The 16807-nt window shown below is 41.2% G+C and carries 17 protein-coding genes; all 17 read right to left on the bottom strand.

Annotation, left to right across the window (positions count from 1 at the left end):
- Positions 1 to 31: 31 nt before the first annotated feature.
- The 17 genes from ACQKL6_RS11485 to ACQKL6_RS11405 all read right to left on the bottom strand — a co-directional run bounded on the left by ACQKL6_RS11485 (position 32) and on the right by ACQKL6_RS11405 (position 16788).
- Complete coding sequence (locus ACQKL6_RS11485; RefSeq protein ID WP_402957261.1) at positions 32 to 187, bottom strand: hypothetical protein; 156 nt, start codon at positions 185 to 187, stop codon at positions 32 to 34.
- A gap of 118 nt (positions 188 to 305) precedes the next feature.
- A complete protein-coding gene (locus ACQKL6_RS11480) occupies positions 306 to 749 on the bottom strand; it encodes a hypothetical protein (protein ID WP_402874046.1) in 444 nt (147 codons plus the stop codon).
- Between the two features lie 31 nt (positions 750 to 780).
- The gene (locus ACQKL6_RS11475) at positions 781 to 1590 is read right to left on the bottom strand and encodes a DUF3100 domain-containing protein (protein ID WP_427651116.1); all 810 of its coding nucleotides are present in this window, start codon (positions 1588 to 1590) and stop codon (positions 781 to 783) included.
- 79 nt (positions 1591 to 1669) lie between these two features.
- Positions 1670 to 2890 carry a M20 metallopeptidase family protein gene (locus tag ACQKL6_RS11470; RefSeq protein ID WP_402957257.1) on the bottom strand — a complete coding sequence of 407 codons (1221 nt, stop codon included), beginning with the start codon at positions 2888 to 2890 and terminating at the stop codon, positions 1670 to 1672.
- Positions 2891 to 3341: 451 nt separating this feature from the next.
- On the bottom strand, positions 3342 to 3587 hold the full coding sequence (locus ACQKL6_RS11465) for a DUF2164 domain-containing protein (protein ID WP_402987183.1): 246 nt from the start codon (positions 3585 to 3587) through the stop codon (positions 3342 to 3344).
- Between the two features lie 152 nt (positions 3588 to 3739).
- Entirely contained in the window at positions 3740 to 4384 is a 645-nt protein-coding gene (locus tag ACQKL6_RS11460; RefSeq protein WP_402874033.1) for an FMN-dependent NADH-azoreductase, read from the bottom strand.
- Positions 4385 to 4756: 372 nt separating this feature from the next.
- Positions 4757 to 5077: a hypothetical protein gene (locus tag ACQKL6_RS11455; RefSeq protein ID WP_427590902.1), complete on the bottom strand. Its 321-nt coding sequence runs from the start codon at positions 5075 to 5077 to the stop codon at positions 4757 to 4759.
- 39 nt (positions 5078 to 5116) lie between these two features.
- Positions 5117 to 5803 carry a class II glutamine amidotransferase gene (locus ACQKL6_RS11450; RefSeq protein ID WP_403124760.1) on the bottom strand — a complete coding sequence of 229 codons (687 nt, stop codon included), beginning with the start codon at positions 5801 to 5803 and terminating at the stop codon, positions 5117 to 5119.
- Between the two features lie 17 nt (positions 5804 to 5820).
- Positions 5821 to 6087, bottom strand: coding sequence for a hypothetical protein (locus ACQKL6_RS11445; protein ID WP_402874025.1), 267 nt, complete (start codon positions 6085 to 6087; stop codon positions 5821 to 5823).
- Positions 6088 to 6111: 24 nt separating this feature from the next.
- Entirely contained in the window at positions 6112 to 7620 is a 1509-nt protein-coding gene (locus tag ACQKL6_RS11440; protein ID WP_427590904.1) for a glutamine synthetase family protein, read from the bottom strand.
- An 18-nt stretch (positions 7621 to 7638) separates the two neighbouring features.
- On the bottom strand, positions 7639 to 8217 hold the full coding sequence (locus ACQKL6_RS11435; RefSeq protein WP_427590905.1) for an aromatic-ring-hydroxylating dioxygenase subunit beta: 579 nt from the start codon (positions 8215 to 8217) through the stop codon (positions 7639 to 7641).
- An 18-nt stretch (positions 8218 to 8235) separates the two neighbouring features.
- Positions 8236 to 9531 (bottom strand): aromatic ring-hydroxylating oxygenase subunit alpha, encoded by a 1296-nt coding sequence (locus ACQKL6_RS11430; protein WP_402957247.1) that lies wholly within the window; start codon positions 9529 to 9531, stop codon positions 8236 to 8238.
- A 22-nt stretch (positions 9532 to 9553) separates the two neighbouring features.
- Entirely contained in the window at positions 9554 to 10330 is a 777-nt protein-coding gene (locus ACQKL6_RS11425) for an SDR family NAD(P)-dependent oxidoreductase (RefSeq protein WP_402987193.1), read from the bottom strand.
- Positions 10309 to 11544 carry an acyl-CoA dehydrogenase family protein gene (locus tag ACQKL6_RS11420; RefSeq protein WP_407407060.1) on the bottom strand — a complete coding sequence of 412 codons (1236 nt, stop codon included), beginning with the start codon at positions 11542 to 11544 and terminating at the stop codon, positions 10309 to 10311. The genes ACQKL6_RS11425 and ACQKL6_RS11420 overlap by 22 nt, the downstream gene beginning before the upstream one ends.
- A 159-nt stretch (positions 11545 to 11703) precedes the next feature.
- A complete protein-coding gene (locus ACQKL6_RS11415) occupies positions 11704 to 13482 on the bottom strand; it encodes a hydantoinase B/oxoprolinase family protein (protein ID WP_402874009.1) in 1779 nt (592 codons plus the stop codon).
- The gene (locus ACQKL6_RS11410) at positions 13475 to 15598 is read right to left on the bottom strand and encodes a hydantoinase/oxoprolinase family protein (RefSeq protein WP_402987196.1); all 2124 of its coding nucleotides are present in this window, start codon (positions 15596 to 15598) and stop codon (positions 13475 to 13477) included. Before ACQKL6_RS11410 ends, ACQKL6_RS11415 begins: the two co-directional genes overlap by 8 nt.
- Positions 15595 to 16788 (bottom strand): M24 family metallopeptidase, encoded by a 1194-nt coding sequence (locus tag ACQKL6_RS11405; RefSeq protein ID WP_427651115.1) that lies wholly within the window; start codon positions 16786 to 16788, stop codon positions 15595 to 15597. Before ACQKL6_RS11405 ends, ACQKL6_RS11410 begins: the two co-directional genes overlap by 4 nt.
- Between the last annotated feature and the right edge of the window lie 19 nt (positions 16789 to 16807).

Below are 16807 nucleotides of genomic sequence, written 5' to 3'. Positions count from 1 at the left end.
AGCAAACCCAATGGGCCTGCTGACTTTCCGTTCAGCTTGGATCATTTTCATCCAATGAGAGTGTAACGACTTTTGTATAGTCTCCTTTTGCCACCTCTTCCGGAGTGGCGCTTTCATCCAGCTCCTCTTGCGTTGTGATTCCATCGGCTACGATCGGTTCTTCTTCATGATTTTCGCGCTTTTTCATGGGCTACACTCCTTTCATTGATAGAATATCCAGGAGTGGCTTTTTCATTCTTGAATCAGTTTGCATAAAAAAATGCCCGCTTCATTTTACTGAGACGGGCATCTTTCTTTAAGTACGCTTAATGGAATTTCCCAGTTAATCTAAAACTAATTTCTGCAACAACCGTTGAAAGGACAAATGTTCCTGTATAAACAACTAGAGAAATGACAACGATTCGCCACCCTAATTGTTTGAATTCCTTTAAATCTTTCCCGAAGGATAGACCCGCATATGCCAAAATGGGAGTGGCCAGCGCCATGAAATTCACATGTTCCGTTACCTTGATGATTTCTGCATTTCCGGGAAAAATGGGCGTTGTAATCAGCAGCGCTAACATCGAAACCCAAATGACGATGGGTAGTTTTATAGGGATGACTTTAGCCAAAAAGAACCCTACGATCGTAACGGCAACAATGATCAACATGCCTGGTAGTGCATCTATAGGTGAAACATCGTATCCAATCCAATTTCCCATAAGGGCTATTATTCCAATGATTATAAAAGTCAATATCTTATCTTTCATATAACCTCTCCCCTTTAAGTCCTGCACTGCCTTATTTTTCAATCACTTTTGACTTACGCCCCAAAACGGGTTCTAATTTTTTGTATAAAAAGTTTGTAAAAGGAAGGGAGAAGAATACACATATGTATGTCCCTAAGATTGTTGTAATTAAGTTAGCCGCACCGGCAAATACAGCAATATCCTTTGCGGATTCCGGGAATATTACCGCTAGCGCTCCAGACATGGCAGCCATCATGCTACCTGATCCCACTCCTGCACCCATGGCAAGAGAAATCGGATGGAACCAACCAGTTTGAGCCAAAAAGCTCGCTAACACGGAAAGGTATAATGCTCCAAACAAAGTCCCGCACACATATACGCCCAGTGCTCCCCTGCCTTCAGGTGAATCCGATCCATATTTTTCAGCGATGATGGCTAAGTTTGGTTCTCTATCAATCGAAAAAGTGGCACCGACTGCTTCCCTTTTCATGCCAAGTAACAATGCAATCGGTAAACCTAATAGGATCGTCCCTGCGAAATGCCCCAATTCCTGCAAGCCTAAAGCAAGGCCGGCATCAAATATCTGTGGCAAGGATGGTCCCATTAACATGCCTAATTTGGCTACAAAAAGCATGAATGAAATCCCTAAAATATTGGCCGCCACATTCATTTCCTTCGGTTTTAAGACTTTCAAAGAAGGTAAACTAATGACCGCACCGATGATCAATGCATACAACATGGGAAATAAGGCAATGGCCCCAATACCGATATTAAAGGTTTTTACACCGATGAATTCTGTTATACACACTAATATCAAAACAAAAAAATGAATTTTCCAACTACGCAGAGAATTTTCTTGCACATTCTTCACTCCTTTTTTGTCTACGATTGGTACGGACTTCAAAAAGGAAAGCCCGTACGATCCATGTTTGCGATGTTATTTATTGAATTTTCTCAGTCGTATGTAAAGCTATGCCCACGATAAGTGAAATCCCCTGAATCATTGCTTTCTCATCTGGCAGAAACACGTCGCTATGTAACTTCATAGGGTCATCCGGGTTTTCCGCTACACCTAAGAAGACAAACGTACCCGGAACTTTTTCTAAATAAAAAGCGAAGTCTTCACTTGCCATACTTGGTTTACTCAACCATTGAACGGACTCTTCCCCAAATAAGTCCGCGGCAATCGCAGCAGCATGTTCATTGAATGTTGAATCATTTATGGTAACAGGGTAGCCCACTGAAAAGTTAAAATTGATTTCCACTTCTAGTTTAAGAGCCGAAGCCACACCTTCAACGATCCGCTGAATACTGTCAGCCACTTTCTTACGGGTATCGGCATTAAGAGTACGCACCGTTCCTCTAAAACTAGCTTTTTCAGGGATGATATTATAGCCATCTCCTGCTTCTATCGTTCCGATTGTCAGAACGACGGAGTCAACCGGATCCGTTTCCCTGCTGACTATCGTTTGGAGGGCCGTTACGATATGAGCAGCCCCGACGATTGCATCCACCCCTTGATGAGGTGCTGCCCCATGGCCTTGTTTGCCTTTTAGCACAACATCAAAGGAATCCATGCTTGCCATGATGGCTCCATTTCTAAATCCATATGTTCCAGTAGCTAACTCAGGCCAAACATGAAAAGCAAAGGCATGGTCAACTGCAGGATTACTAAGAACTCCTTCATCGACCATTACGCCTCCCCCGCCCTTCATCTCTTCAGCGGGTTGAAAAATGAATTTTATCGTACCGGATATATGTTGCTTATTTTGGGATAAAACATGGGCGGCAGCCAGTAACATCGCGGTATGCATATCATGTCCGCACGCATGCATCACACCGGGATTTTGAGATTGATAGGGCACACCCGTTTTCTCCTGAATCGGTAACGCATCAATGTCGGCCCGTAACGCAAGTACTGGCCCCTCTTTATCGCCATGAAGAAGACCCACAACTCCCGTTTTCGCTACTCCTGTAGTCACTTCGATTCCAAGCCCTTTCAAATAATCCGCAATCATTTCAGCGGTTTTTGTCTCTTCAAATCCAAGTTCAGGATTTTCATGGATCATTCTTCTTATTCTCACAGCTTCTTCATAGATCCCTGATGCCTTCTCCACGATTTCAGTTGCCGTCAAAGAACTTGTAACGCTTTTTATACTCACAATCCTCATCCCCTATACTACTTTGTACATACTATTAAAATAATAATTGCCACAATTATATCCAAATTACATATTTAACCTCAATATCCATCAGTACTTTTATACTACCATTTCAAATATCACCTGTACATATCAGAAAATACCAATAATTCTGCATATTCATAGAATTATGGTCTTCTAAATAGAGTTAATTTAGGCTATGAAAGAGCTGATTTTATTGAGTTTATAAGGTTAATAGGATCGGGCATCAGTTTATATCTTCTATATAACTTTATTTTAATTTTTAGAAAAATTTCTTTTTTACAATATTATTTTTTCTAAAAAGCGAATTAGAAATGTTATATCTATATAAAAAAATAAGCCTTCGCCCTTACTTTCTTGGGATCGACGACTTATCATATACTCAAGCTACGGCTCTTTGGATGGAAAAAGGCTTCACATTCTTCCTCGCTTATCTCTTTATCGGGCGTTCCAACGTCAGAATTTCATCTTCCATGGAAGAAAACTGTTGTTCCACGACATGTTTAACATCTTGGACGGCCGCGTTATAGAAATGAGGAGCAAGTGTTTCCTTGACGAAATCCAATACTCTTTCCGCGGAAAATTCCGTGATTTCCTCATCTCTTTCTTGCGAGAAGAAATACTGGATATCGGAAATCATTAATTGCTGTTGTTCTTTTGTAAGTTTTATAAACAAAATCGAACACCCCTTCATGGATAGTACATGTAATTATAAATGGTGATGGCCCCCATTTATAGCCTGTTTTTTCATAAAAGAATATGTACAGCACAAAAGTAAAAAAAAAACGACCAACAAAGCAAAAAGCTTCGTTGGCCGTTTCCGTTTAATTACCCTTTTACAGCTAATTCTGCTAGGCGCTGTGCAGAAGCTTTCACTTCTTCCAACCCTGCAGTAATGATTTCTTGTGCTTTATCAGGCATTGCATTGTGACCTTCGATGATGACTTCATCAATGATTTTCATGCCGAATACGCCACCGAATACATTGCGCATGTAGTTCACTGCCATTTCCATTGGAGCCGCTTCCGGAGTTGAGTAAATTCCGCCGCGAGCGTTTAGGAAGATCGCTTTTTTGTCTGTCATTAATTGAACCATGTTCCCATTTGCATCATATTTGAATGCGAATCCTGCCGCATACACATAATCGATGAATGTTTGCAATTTAGCCGGGATTGTTAAGTTCCATAATGGGAACGCGAATACCACTACGTCAGCTGCAGTGATTGCATCCATTGCTTTTTGTTTAGCAGCCAAAAGACGTGATTCAATATCCGTTAACTCTCCGCCTGTTTGCACTTTGCCGAATGCGTTGAAAATTTCTTGACCGAAGTATGGTGTATCTTCTTCAAACACATCGTAAGTCGTTACGTTTACATCTTTGCCTTCTAATGAAGCCATGAACGTTTCGTACATTTTGCTTGAGATACCTTCTGTTGCCGGACGGTTGTTTGCTTTCACTACTAATACATTCATTATATAAAATCTCCTCGCATTAAAATATTTTGATTTAAGTTATCTTTAATTCAAGATATTTATATCTTACAAGAAAGCATGCATATTTGTCAACACACTTGTTTGGAAATTGTTTGAACTTTTATCCAGATTATTGATAATTAGATCATTATCCTCATTCTCTTTCTTTTAAGTGTTCCGCAAATCTTAATAAATAACCGTCAGGATCCATGATTAAAAAACTCTTTTTCCCCTAGGCCTGGAGCATGGAGAATAAAAATTTTCTATGTACTAAAAAGAGGGTGAACCCACTACTAAGTCGCTATCAAAAGACTTAGTAGTAATGGGCTCACCCTGTCTATTCAGAAAAACATTTTTATTCAGCTTCTTTCTTTAATGAACGTATTGTCTTCGTTCATGTAAGCATTCATGAGCAAAAGAATCAAAGTAAGCTTTTAATCCACCTTTGCCAAATTGTAGATACATTTTATTGGGATTATAAAGATTTTTTGAATGCAAATATCTCAAGAAATAAATAATTCCCTTCCGCCTCGCTGTAATATTATAAAATCCATATTCAAAAAACCATAAATCAATACGATTAAATATACCTTTATTAATAAAAAATATTTCTGAACACCAATTCACAAACGCTAGATCAGGCAAATGTACAGCAATTTCATCTATGATTTCTTTTAAATCTATGCCGTGCATTACATAATCCTCCTTTTTATTTACGTAGACATGCTAAGATCATTCTAAAAGTAATGAAGTAAATAACGGTAATGGACGTATATCCTTTGCGGATGGGAAAATGTTTTGGAAGACAAAGTCATCATGACTGTGCACAGATGTCGATACACACTTTATATCATCTAATTGAAACGAATACATCTTGTTATCCACATTTCCAGAATAGATGATTGTCGCTTCATTTTTTCTAAAAAGCGCCATATTCGCTTTTCCTTTTAATGCACGATGTGTTTCTTCCAAAGCTTCTACCGGGCGATTGTATTTTTTATGGTGTTGAAAGAAGTATTGGAAGGCTATTTCGCTATCTGAAGTTCCTTTTAATAACTGAAGAAAAGACGACCGGAAAGACTCATGTTCTTCAAAATTCCCATTATGCCCAAAAGCAAGGGAGTGGTCGGTTGTGAGGTACGGTTGAATATTGAAAGGGGTAATGCTGTTCATCAAGCTAGGCCGACGCAAGTGTATAAAAATCTCTTTGGAGGTTATGCCCTTTAGCCTTTCAGATGCTTGTTGATCTTTTCTAATCCCGTCCACGGATTTATAGCAGCGTAGCTCCCCTTCAGTATCCTTCCAAGCAACACCCCAACTGAATCCACCGAGTCCGTATTCGTCCAATAATTTCGCATAACCCAGAACCCATTCCATCGGAATAGAGTTCTGAGACTTTACGATTAATAGTTCACACATACAAGTCCCCTCCTTGCCTAGTTATTCGTAATTCTTCTTTGGAGGGTATGTTTCCATGGTTTCCATAGATCGACTTCCGATATAATTTCCATACACTTGGCATAATCATCACGATCTATAGCCAGGTAATCTTCCTGATTGGCATCATGGGAGTAAATGCTCCTATCCTGGACATGTGCCAGTCGAACGGCTTCCGCTAACGTCTCATAAATAGTTATCTTTTTTTGTAATTGTTGAATATATGACTTTAACTCTTCTATTTCTTTTTGCTGTTGCAGATCCATACTATCTTCACCTCGTCCTCCGCTTTAAAAGATCTCAAAATACTCCAGGTGTTCCCATTCGGTCACGATATTCGCATAGTCTTCTATGTTATTTTCTTGGACATATGTCGTATAACGATTTATTTCACTTTCTTTCATGCTAATAATATAATTCACAAAGTCTGTTCCCATTTTATTATGGAAAACTTCACTTTCCTTTAGTGAATCCACAGCAGATTGTAGATCTTTTGGCAATAACGGGCGATTATCATTATAGGCTTCTGTACTTAATGGCCCTGGTTGTAGTTTCCTCTCTATTCCATCCAGTCCCGATAAGATTTGTGAAGCCATGTATAAGTATGGATTGGCAGCTGGTTCTCCAGCACGGTTTTCGAAGTGAAGACTATCATCTTCGATTCCACCGATTACACGAATCATCGTCCCACGATTATCCAAACCCCAACCAGCACGATCTGGAGCTAATGAGTTAGGTTTAAAACGCTTATATCCGTTTACTGTTGGGGTTGTAAAAACAGTTGCCGCCCTTGCATTTTCTAGGATACCAGCAATGAACTGTTGTCCGATTTCTGAAATGGGACCATCTGAATTGTTTGGTATAAAAGCATTCTCTCCTGTATTTATGTCAATCAAGGATTGGTGTAGATGCCAACCGCTTGAGAAAAACCCTGGAATCGACGGCCTGCACATGAAGGTGGCTAAATATCCGTGGCGTTTACAGATTTGTTTTACAGCTGTCCGAAATAAAAGCATGGTATCCGCTGTATCAATCCCTTTCATTGGTGCAAACGTAAATTCTAATTGACTTGGGCCCCATTCATCCTCCATCGTGAGCAAAGGTAAGTCCAATTGTTGGATATTTTCAGCGATTATTTGTAAGATGTCATCTATTTCATCATTATGCGCTTCCAGTTGATATTGATAGCCGCGCGCAACCGGTACTACTTTTGGAGGTTGCCCTGGGCTACCAGGCGCTCCAAGTAATGAGGCATCTATTTCATCGTCTACGATTTTGGTTAAGGAAAATTCCACTTCTAATCCGGAAAGTAGGTCATAGCCTATGGAGTTTAGTTCTTTCAATGCCTTTTTACAGATTTGACGGCTGTCATAGGGGAGAGGGTTACCATTTTTCAAATAGGCATCACATAATATCCATCCAGTATGTTCAGCCCATGGAAGAGATTTAAATGTAAGGGGATCAGGTACGAGTGTATAATTTGGGCAGCCGGTCATTTCATCTGAATCGAATCCGCCGCCTTTCATAAAGGGGTTATATACAATGGCATTGGCTGTATCGAAAAATAGGGGACCCGTATTAAAATCAATCCCGTTTTTCATTGCCCCTAAAAATGCTGGAATGGTTAAAGTTTTAGCCCGTGATATACCATGTTGATCCGACCATGCGACACGTATCAAACGTAAACCCTTTTCTTTAATCACGGCATGGATTTTTTCAACGGCTTCACTTTGTTCCGTATTCCATAAGTTAAAACGATCGATAAATCCCCGGTTTTTTACGATTCCTTGGCTATTCATATACAAATCTCCCCTTTTTTATAAAATAAACGTCATATTTTCATGGCCTTGATCGCAATCAATCAAATTCACTTGCTTAACGGCTATTTTCCATTGATTGTTTTCCTGCACTAATCGATAGCCATTCCAGCCTGCATATGATTTTTGTTTACCATTACGAAACTCGGATACCAAGAAGTTAGTGCGGGCCCGAAGATCTTTTTGGTTGGATTCTTTCCATACCTCTATATTGCTTTGCAAACGAATGGTTCTTGAACTTGGGATCTGTGACCAGGCATATCCAGTACGAAGACGGTAGACCCGGTCTTCCAAGCGGCGTCGATCATCAAAAGCAATGGATACTTGTTTTTTCGGATTACCTCCACCGGGTATAGATGGAATCCAATATAAACATTCAGAAGAAAAGAGGTTCAGCCAATCTTCTAGCTTACCTTCATCCAATAAACGTGCTTCTTGATACAGGAATTTTTCAATTTCCCTCGTTATTCCATCGTCTGCAACACCTACGTCTAATTCCCAGTCTTTTAAATGATCGATTAACTGGTTGTAGTAATCGTTATCCATATAATTCGAGAACTTGGAACTATCTACATTCATGTTTGATCCCTCCTATTCTTAATGCTGTGCACCTGAATGGACTTTGCTCGTCATCAACCTTTTCCACTCTTTGTAGTAATTACGGATGTACAGTTCATCCGTGACCGGTCCGGTTATCACACCTTGTTCGTTCGTGGATTGTTGATTGGAAAGGCCAAATCCCCTTTCGGTATTGATCCACTCCACTTCCGAAATAGACAGTCCCCGTTGGCACTCCTCGAAGTTCGTCATATCATCAGGTTCCCCGAATGCCGGAAAGTCTTCCTGGCTTCTCATACGCAATGTATTTATTTCCTCAGGCAACCCTTCAACTGCAGTGGAATACCATATCAACTCTGTACGATCTACAGCATGTGGCTGAATCACTTGGACTTGATTGCCTATGAACAATAGGTTTGGAAAGATATTAAGATTCATCTGGGCACCAATTGCCTGATCTAATAATGCATCTGCCTCATCGCCGTATTTTTGACGGACATTCCCTTCATTAACTTCACGTCCTGGCTGTGCTCTTTGTTGTGCCCAGTACTCACCTGTTTCACTATAGTTAGGACGTTGATCGATAAAAGTATGACCATTCCCCAAATACTGTACGTACATTGGACCGTAATCAGGGTTCGCAGAGAAATAAGTCATATCTTTGTTTTCCCCCATTCTTCCACCCATTTCAAGCAGGGAGCGGTGTGAGAAAGTGACATGATAACCATCTGCCGCATTATCGTATGTCAATTTCCAATTTCCTTTGTAAATCATCCGGTGTGCATTACCAAGGATGATCCTTTTTCCATCATAGCGATCGAGCCATTGATCCATTAATTCTTTTGCCGCCCCAAGATGTTCCTCCAAACTAGGAGCCTCTTCATTTAAAGTAGCAAAGATGAATCCACGATAACTCTCGACTCTTGGTACTTGCCCTAATCCTAGTTCATCTTTATTAAAAGACTCCCCATATCCCTTGGGCCATGGGACACCAGCCAGTTCTCCATTATTCCGAAAGTTCCACCCATGATATGGACAAGTGAATACTTTTGCTGAACCCTTTTCCGCTCGGCAAACCGTCGCCCCTCGATGCGTACATCTATTGAATAGGACTCGAAAAACTCCATCTTTGTCCCTTACAGTTATGATAGGACGTTGGCCGAGGTAGCCCGTCTTAAAGTCATTATTATTGGGCACTTCACTTTCGTGTGCTACATAGACCCAAGTCTGCCCGAAAATATTCACCATTTCTTGTTCGAAAATTTCCGGTTTAGTATATAAATGCCGATGTACTCGGTTTGGCTGGATTAGTTCATCCCAATTTTGTTGCTTCATTAGCTTATCCCCCTCTAGACCTTTATTGAGCTAAGTACCCTCCATCTACAACGAACGAAGATCCTGTAACGAATGATGATTCTTTGGAAGCTAGAAATAGGATACAGTTCGCAACTTCTTCCGACTCGCCATATCTGCCGATTGGATGGGCTCCACCAACTGCACTCCAAAAGTTCTCCAGATCATCCGTGTGCGTTTCATTAATCTGGTTCGTTTTTGTTGCGCCTGGCGCTACACAATTCACTCGAATTCCCTCTTTCCCATAACGGGTAGCTAATGAACGGGTTAGTTGAAGAATACTGGCTTTAGTCATGTTATATAAATAGGTGCTTTTCCCCATCATCTCTTGACCGACGAAGGCTGAAATCGAACTCAAATTGATAATGACCCCACTCTTTTGTTGTACCATCGTTGGGATGACCGCTTTACAGGTGAGAAACATGCTTTTTACATTCGTCGAGAACACTTGATCGAATTCCTCTGTTGAAGTCTCCGTTATATCTTGAATCCAATGAATACCTGCATTGTTAACCAGAATATCAATTTTCCCGTACCGTTTTATTGCCGCATCGTGCAACTGTTGAACAGTGGTTTCTAGAGAAATATCACCAGGGACTAACACGCACTGATCAGGATTTGATAATTGAGAAACCACTTCTTCTAACACCGCTGCATTTATATCATTTAAAACTAAATATGCGCCTTCTTTTGAAAATCGTTCAGCCGTGGCCTTACCGATACCACTGGCTGCCCCCGTTATGATAGCTACCTGATTCTTTAATTCTTCACTGTTTGACATACTTCTTCCTCCTTCAAAAACGGCAAGATTTCTTCAGGATTCAAGCCTAAGTCCATGGTTCCGATTAAATCTAGGCATGCATCTTCGTTAGGTGGCATAATGGGTGCTGTCACCGCATCTCTAAGCATTCTTTCAAATGGCAGTCCTTTCATGAGACCATGTGCACCACAGGCAATTGTAGCTGAACGAACTACACGGCCAGTCGTTTGGGCGGCAATGTACTTCGCACGGAGACACGCCGCTGTCGTTTCAGGGCCCGGCCCTTTTGTATCATGTAACCAAGCGGCATGATAGACTAGGAATCGAGCGGCCTCGAGATCCGCGAATATCTCTCCTGCACGTGCTCTCATGGCCGGGTGATAGCCCATGGGTTGAGAAAAACCTTTTGGTTTTCTTGTCATCAACGTTTCCTTCACCCAGTTCCCGACCCCGCGCCCGATTGCGTAATACATCGATGCAAACGTCCCGAAAGCCCAGGCTGCGTTTTTCATAATAAACGAATTCAAAAATTCTTCCGTTTTATGAATGGCATTTTCCTCCGGAACAAAAACATTTTCATAGACTACTGTGTTACTGCGCGTTGCACGCATACCCAAAGTATCCCAAATGTCGATTACAGAAATCCCTTCCGATTTTGTTGATAAAAAGAAACCGATGCTGCTTTGTGGATTCTCGCTTTCTTCCGGATGGGCGTATAGATACACATAGTCACTTGCTTCAAACATCGACGCAAATGCTTTTTTTCCATTTAAGATATAACCTCCTTCAACCTTCTTCGCTTTTAAGGAAGGGGTATAGGATTGCCCTATTAAACTAGAAGAGGTTGGTTCCGAAACAGATTGGCACAATAGTGCGCCTTCGTTGATGACTAGATCGGCAATATACTGTTTCTTTTCATCACTAATTTCAGGGTTTTCCATAATGGCTGCCGTTCCAGCTACATGCATATTCCATGACATCATGGTTGCCGCACAGCCTTGTGCAAGCTCTTCAACCGCAATCGTGTAACCGAGGAACCCTTCTCCAAGCCCTCCAAATTTCTTTGGAATCGTTAAACCGAAAAATCCAGCCTCTTGTAATTTCTTATAATTTTCCACTGGAGCTGACCGTTCTTCATCATGCTTCGATGCACGAGTTGCAAAGTCTTTCGCTAGTTCTCTACACGTTTCTTTTAACTTCATTTGTTCGTTTGTCATTTGAAAACTAATTGTCATATAGGTATCCCCAATCTATCGATTATTTTTCAATGATTTCATGCCGTGTGTAATACCAGTTTAAAAAGCCTTCAATCGCTTATTTTTTCTAAATTTTCAGATATCTATTATTAAAGGGAACATACCGGCTTTCTCCTAAGTTGAAGTTCCTATGCCTACCTATTTATTCACCTTCAACCTTTCTTCTCGCAACCTATTAGTAGCCTGTTCATCTACTACGAAGGTTATTGAATCGATCAACACACCATAATCTTCTCGTGCTTTTTCGATAGAAAGCAATCCAGCGATAGCTTCCTGTTGGACTTTATTTATATCGCGAAGGAATGGTGAACCATATCCACCACCACCTCCAGAATACATTTCCATAACTGTCCCTTTTGGTACATCGAACAACATATCTTTTGAACCTAATTGCTGTTCTGTACCATCTGGGAACTTCAAGGAAAATTGATTATATGTCCCATCTAAACCGCCATATATTCCTTTAGGTAATTCAGCACCTTCATATGCCATGCCATCACCGATTGTACCGACTGAGTTATTGTCCCCATCAATGCGCACCTTGACGTAGGTACCATACCCTCCACGGTATTGACCTGAGCCAGCCGAGTCTTTCAAGAGTTCATATCTTTCTATTAAAAATGGGTCTTTTATTTCGAACATTTCCGGATCTTGCGAAAGCATGCAACCTGCTGCACCTGAAAAACCGATTCCATCAAAGCCATCACTGCCCTTCAAGGCACCCTGACCGCCTTTGGCCATAAACCCAAAATCAAAGTAAGGTTCATTATTTCTTGGATCTGTTCCCGTCCATACAGGTGGACACGCTTTTGCCCAACCCGCTGTTACATATTCAGGCACGGCCTCCTGTAGAGCATTCATAATCGCTTCGAGCAAAACGTCCGCCATTTGATTACCAAATAAGGTTGCTGCAGGGAATCTCGGGTTTACGATGCTTCCTTCCGGAAAAAAGCACTCCAGCCCTGCAAATAATCCTTCATTTTGGGCAATGGTATCGCCTGGATTAATCAACATCAGATAGGCAATGGCACACGCAGCCTTTGCTGAAGCCGGTGGCATATTTGTAAATCCAGGGGCTTGATCGGCAGTTCCTGTGAAGTCCATTTTCACTTTTCCATCGTCGATTGTAATGGTTACTGCTACTTTGTATTTCTTCTTGGTATCAAAACCATCGGAGACCATATAGCTCTCCCCATAATAAGTGCCCTTTCTCCACTTGCTGACTCTTTCCTTCACTTGCTTCTTTGTAGCTTCAATCACGTAATCTAAATGATTCCGGAATGTTTGTTTACCATATTTGGCTATAAGATTCACAAATTCTCTTTCCCCGATGTTGCAAGAGCCAATCATAGCTTTGACATCTTCTTCAACAACTTTGACACGTACATTTGAAAACAGCATTTTCCATACATCATGGATGACTTCGCCTTTTTTTACGATTTTCAATCCTGGGATCCGTATGGCTTCCTGCCACACTTCCGTATGTTTTGGATTATAACCGCCTGGTGTCGCGCCTCCTAAATCAGTTAAATGTCCCTTGCTGACAACCCATCCAACCAATTCGTCCTCATGGAATACCGGTTTATAAACGCCTACATCATGTGTTTGATTTCCCCCTTCAAAGACATCATTGTGTAGAATGATATCTCCAGGAAAAATGTCATCTTTAAACGATTCTATTATATTGGGTAATGCAGGTTGGGCCCCAAACCCGATTATCGGTATGTTCGCACTCTGTTCAATCATTCTCGCTTGATGATCGAATAGCCCCGTAACGAAATCTCCTGCTTCATTAAATACCGGTGAACGTGATGTTCGCTGTAACACTTTTGCCATGTCATGGGTTATAGCATTTAACCGACGCTGAATGATGGAAGCCAAGATTGGGTCAACACTCTTTTCTACTATCCTACTCAATTGCGACACCCCGTTTCTCTTCAATGAATGGTTGTAACAATTTCTCATCCATCTCCTTGCGATACATGATATAGTTGTCATTTTTGTCGAGAAGAACATTGTACCCACTTAATACAACGATAGTCGTGACTTTCTGTTCGATGATGGCGGGTCCAATCACTTGATTACCATGAACCAATATGTCCCCGTCATAAACTGGGGTGTCCATCAAGGTTCCCTTTTGACCATGAGAAACTGGACGATATCCCTTTATTGCATGTTCTGATGACGTCCCTTTATATTCCGTTTGTTGCATGTTAGGTTTTTTCGTTACACCGATTGCCGATAAATTGAAATTGATCACATCCACTTGCATTTCAGGCGTGGAGTACCCGTATAGTTGTTCATGCAATGTGTGGAACTTGTTTTCTATTACTTCTATCGTAAGGCCGTCCATCTCCTCGGCTGTAAATGGCACGGTTACTTCGTAATATTGACCGTAGTACATCATATCCATGCTATATTGATATTGCATTTCATCCTCTTTTACTTTATCTTTTTTCAACGTCTGGTATCCTTCGCCCTCTAACTCAGAGAAAATGGCCTCCACTTGCTCTATATTGATTTTTCCAAGTGGGGAGCGATAGGCTTTGACATAATCATGACGTAGGTCAGACATCAACATGCCCGCTGCGCAGAAAATGGATGATTCTTTTGGAACGATGACAAGAGTGTTATCCAATTCCTGAGCAATCGCTACCGCATGCAACGGTCCTGCACCTCCTGCACAAACAAGAGGAAATTCCCGAGGATCATATCCTCTTTTCACTGTTATTTCCCGTATGCCACTTGCCATATTCACGTTGACCATATCTATGATTCCTTGGGCCGCTTCTTGTACAGATAGTCCAAGAGGTTCAGAGATATGTTTTTGGATGGCCGTTCTCGCCTTCTCCACATCGAGTTTCATCTTGCCGCCTAAGAAAAAGTTCGGGTTTAAATAACCGAGAACTAAATTGGCATCGGTTACTGTCGGGAACTCTGCCCCGAATCCATAACAGACTGGACCTGGATGGGCTCCCGCGCTTTTAGGACCTACATGTAGCAATCCACCTTCATCGACCCAGGCAATAGAGCCACCTCCTGCACCAATTGTATGGATATCCACGGTTGAAAGACTTATTGGCCAATCAGCAATTTCACCTTCTGTTCGGATAAGGGGATAGCCATCCTTTAATAAGGCAACATCAAAACTTGTTCCACCCATATCCATAGTCAATGCATCCTTAATTCCAAGAGGTTTTAAATAATAACTACCTGCGATGGGAGCAGAAGCTGGACCAGATAATAAAGTATTGGCGGCTTTTTCGATAGTCGCCTCGGGAGTTGCCACTCCACCATTTGATTGCATAATTAACAGCGTGCCTTGGAATTCTATATCTGATAAACGCTGGATCAATTTCGTTAGGTATTTTTCTATGATGGGGCCAATGTAAGAATTGAGGACTGTAGTACTGACGCGGTCATAAAGCCTTGCACGTGGGATTAACTCGCTGGATAAGGTTAAATATACATTGGGAAGTTTTTCTTTTAGTATGTCTCCGACTTGTTTTTCATGGGAGTCATTTGTATAAGAATGCATAAAGCAAACGGCAATAGCTTCGACCTCTTGCTTTTTCACATATTCCAAGGCATTCAATACATCTTGCTCAGAAAGCGGTGTAATTTCACTCCCAGAGTAATCAAGTCTTCCTTCTATCCCTACTCGCAGATCTCGTGAAACGAATGGTGTAGGTAAATCATATTTGTTGTTATAAGCATCAGGACGGATTCCCCTTCTTATTTGAAGAATATCTTGGAACCCTTCTGTTGTGAATAGAGCTGTTTTGGCTCCTGAATAGGTTAATGCTGCATTTGTTCCAACCGTTGTACCGTGTACAATCAGCTCGACATTTCCAATGAACTCTTTTAACGAGAGTCCATGGTTGCCTGCCATTTCACTCAAGCCATTGAAGAATCCGATTGTAGGGTCTTGGGGTGTGGAAAGGGTTTTATACACTTCGGAATTCCCATTTTCATCAATTAATAAAAAGTCAGTAAAAGTACCTCCAACATCGATTCCTATTCTAAACTTCATCGTATAGTTTCGCCCCCTATTAAAATAACTTCATGATTACGTGATGATAATCGTTCGGCGCCATCCTCTGTAATGACAAAAACATCTGACATGTAAGCGGATTTTTGTTTATCGGTTCGCATAATTTGAGGGTGAAAACTGATGACCATACCTTCTTTCAAATAAAGTAATTCTTCATCATCTTTACCTGGCACTTCTACTCCAACGAATGCTGTATTCGTTTGTCTTGCGACAAATGGTCGTTCAATTACATCCATTCCAATTCCATGACCCGTTAAATGACCACAATGATATCCTTCTACTTGTGCCATCTTTTCAACCTGTTCTTGAATATCCGTCACTTTAACTCCCGGTTTCATCGTCACTTCGGCATATTGAATACCTTTTGCCACTAGACCTGCCAATTTCTCCATTTCTTCATCTCGCTGTCCGAAACAGAACATTCTGGAATGCTCCACCCAATGTCCTGAAGGCCCAGTTACTTCTAAAGAAATGATCAAGTAATCTCCATCCTTGATCACTTTCGGCCGTGGATTTAAGAAATATGGTTCTACTGCTCCTGCTTGTTCGCTTGATAGAGTTAAATACAGAGTATCTTTTGCTCCTAAAGCATGAGCCGTGGAATAAGCGACCGAAACGGCTTCCTCTTCAGTTAAACCCGGTTTGATATGATCGATAATGGCATCGAAACTTTCTTCAATAATACGATTGGCCTCTTTAATTCCTTCTATCTCTGGTTTACTTTTAATAGAACGAATTTCATCAAATGCCACACTAGCGTCCACCCATTCAATATCAGGTAATTCTCGAGTTAAATAATGGAAGTCCTCGAGTTTCATTGTATTATTCAATCCAACTACTCCAACTACCCCCGTTGTAACGTTATGCCCTTTTAACCTTCGGACTACTTCCATGATTTCATGGTCGGAAGGGAATAGCGTATCTGGAACACGACGATCGGTACACCAATGGAGCCCGGATGGAAGAATCTGATATTGGTCATCTGGCAACACTAATCCGAAACCGTATCGATGGATCAAGTGATTGTCAAATAAGTAACGCAGGGAACCTTTCTTCCCTAAATAAGAATCAGCTACAAATAACATACCTTTGTAATTCTTTTCTCTGACTACATTCCTTACCGCTTGTAACCGTTGCTCTCTTTCTGTTTGTTCAAGTGTAATGATCACTTTACCACCTCTTCTTTAG

The organism is Peribacillus sp. NPDC097197 (assembly GCF_050278025.1).
Taxonomy (GTDB): domain Bacteria; phylum Bacillota; class Bacilli; order Bacillales; family DSM-1321; genus Peribacillus.
This window is presented reverse-complemented; position numbering and strand designations above follow the sequence as displayed.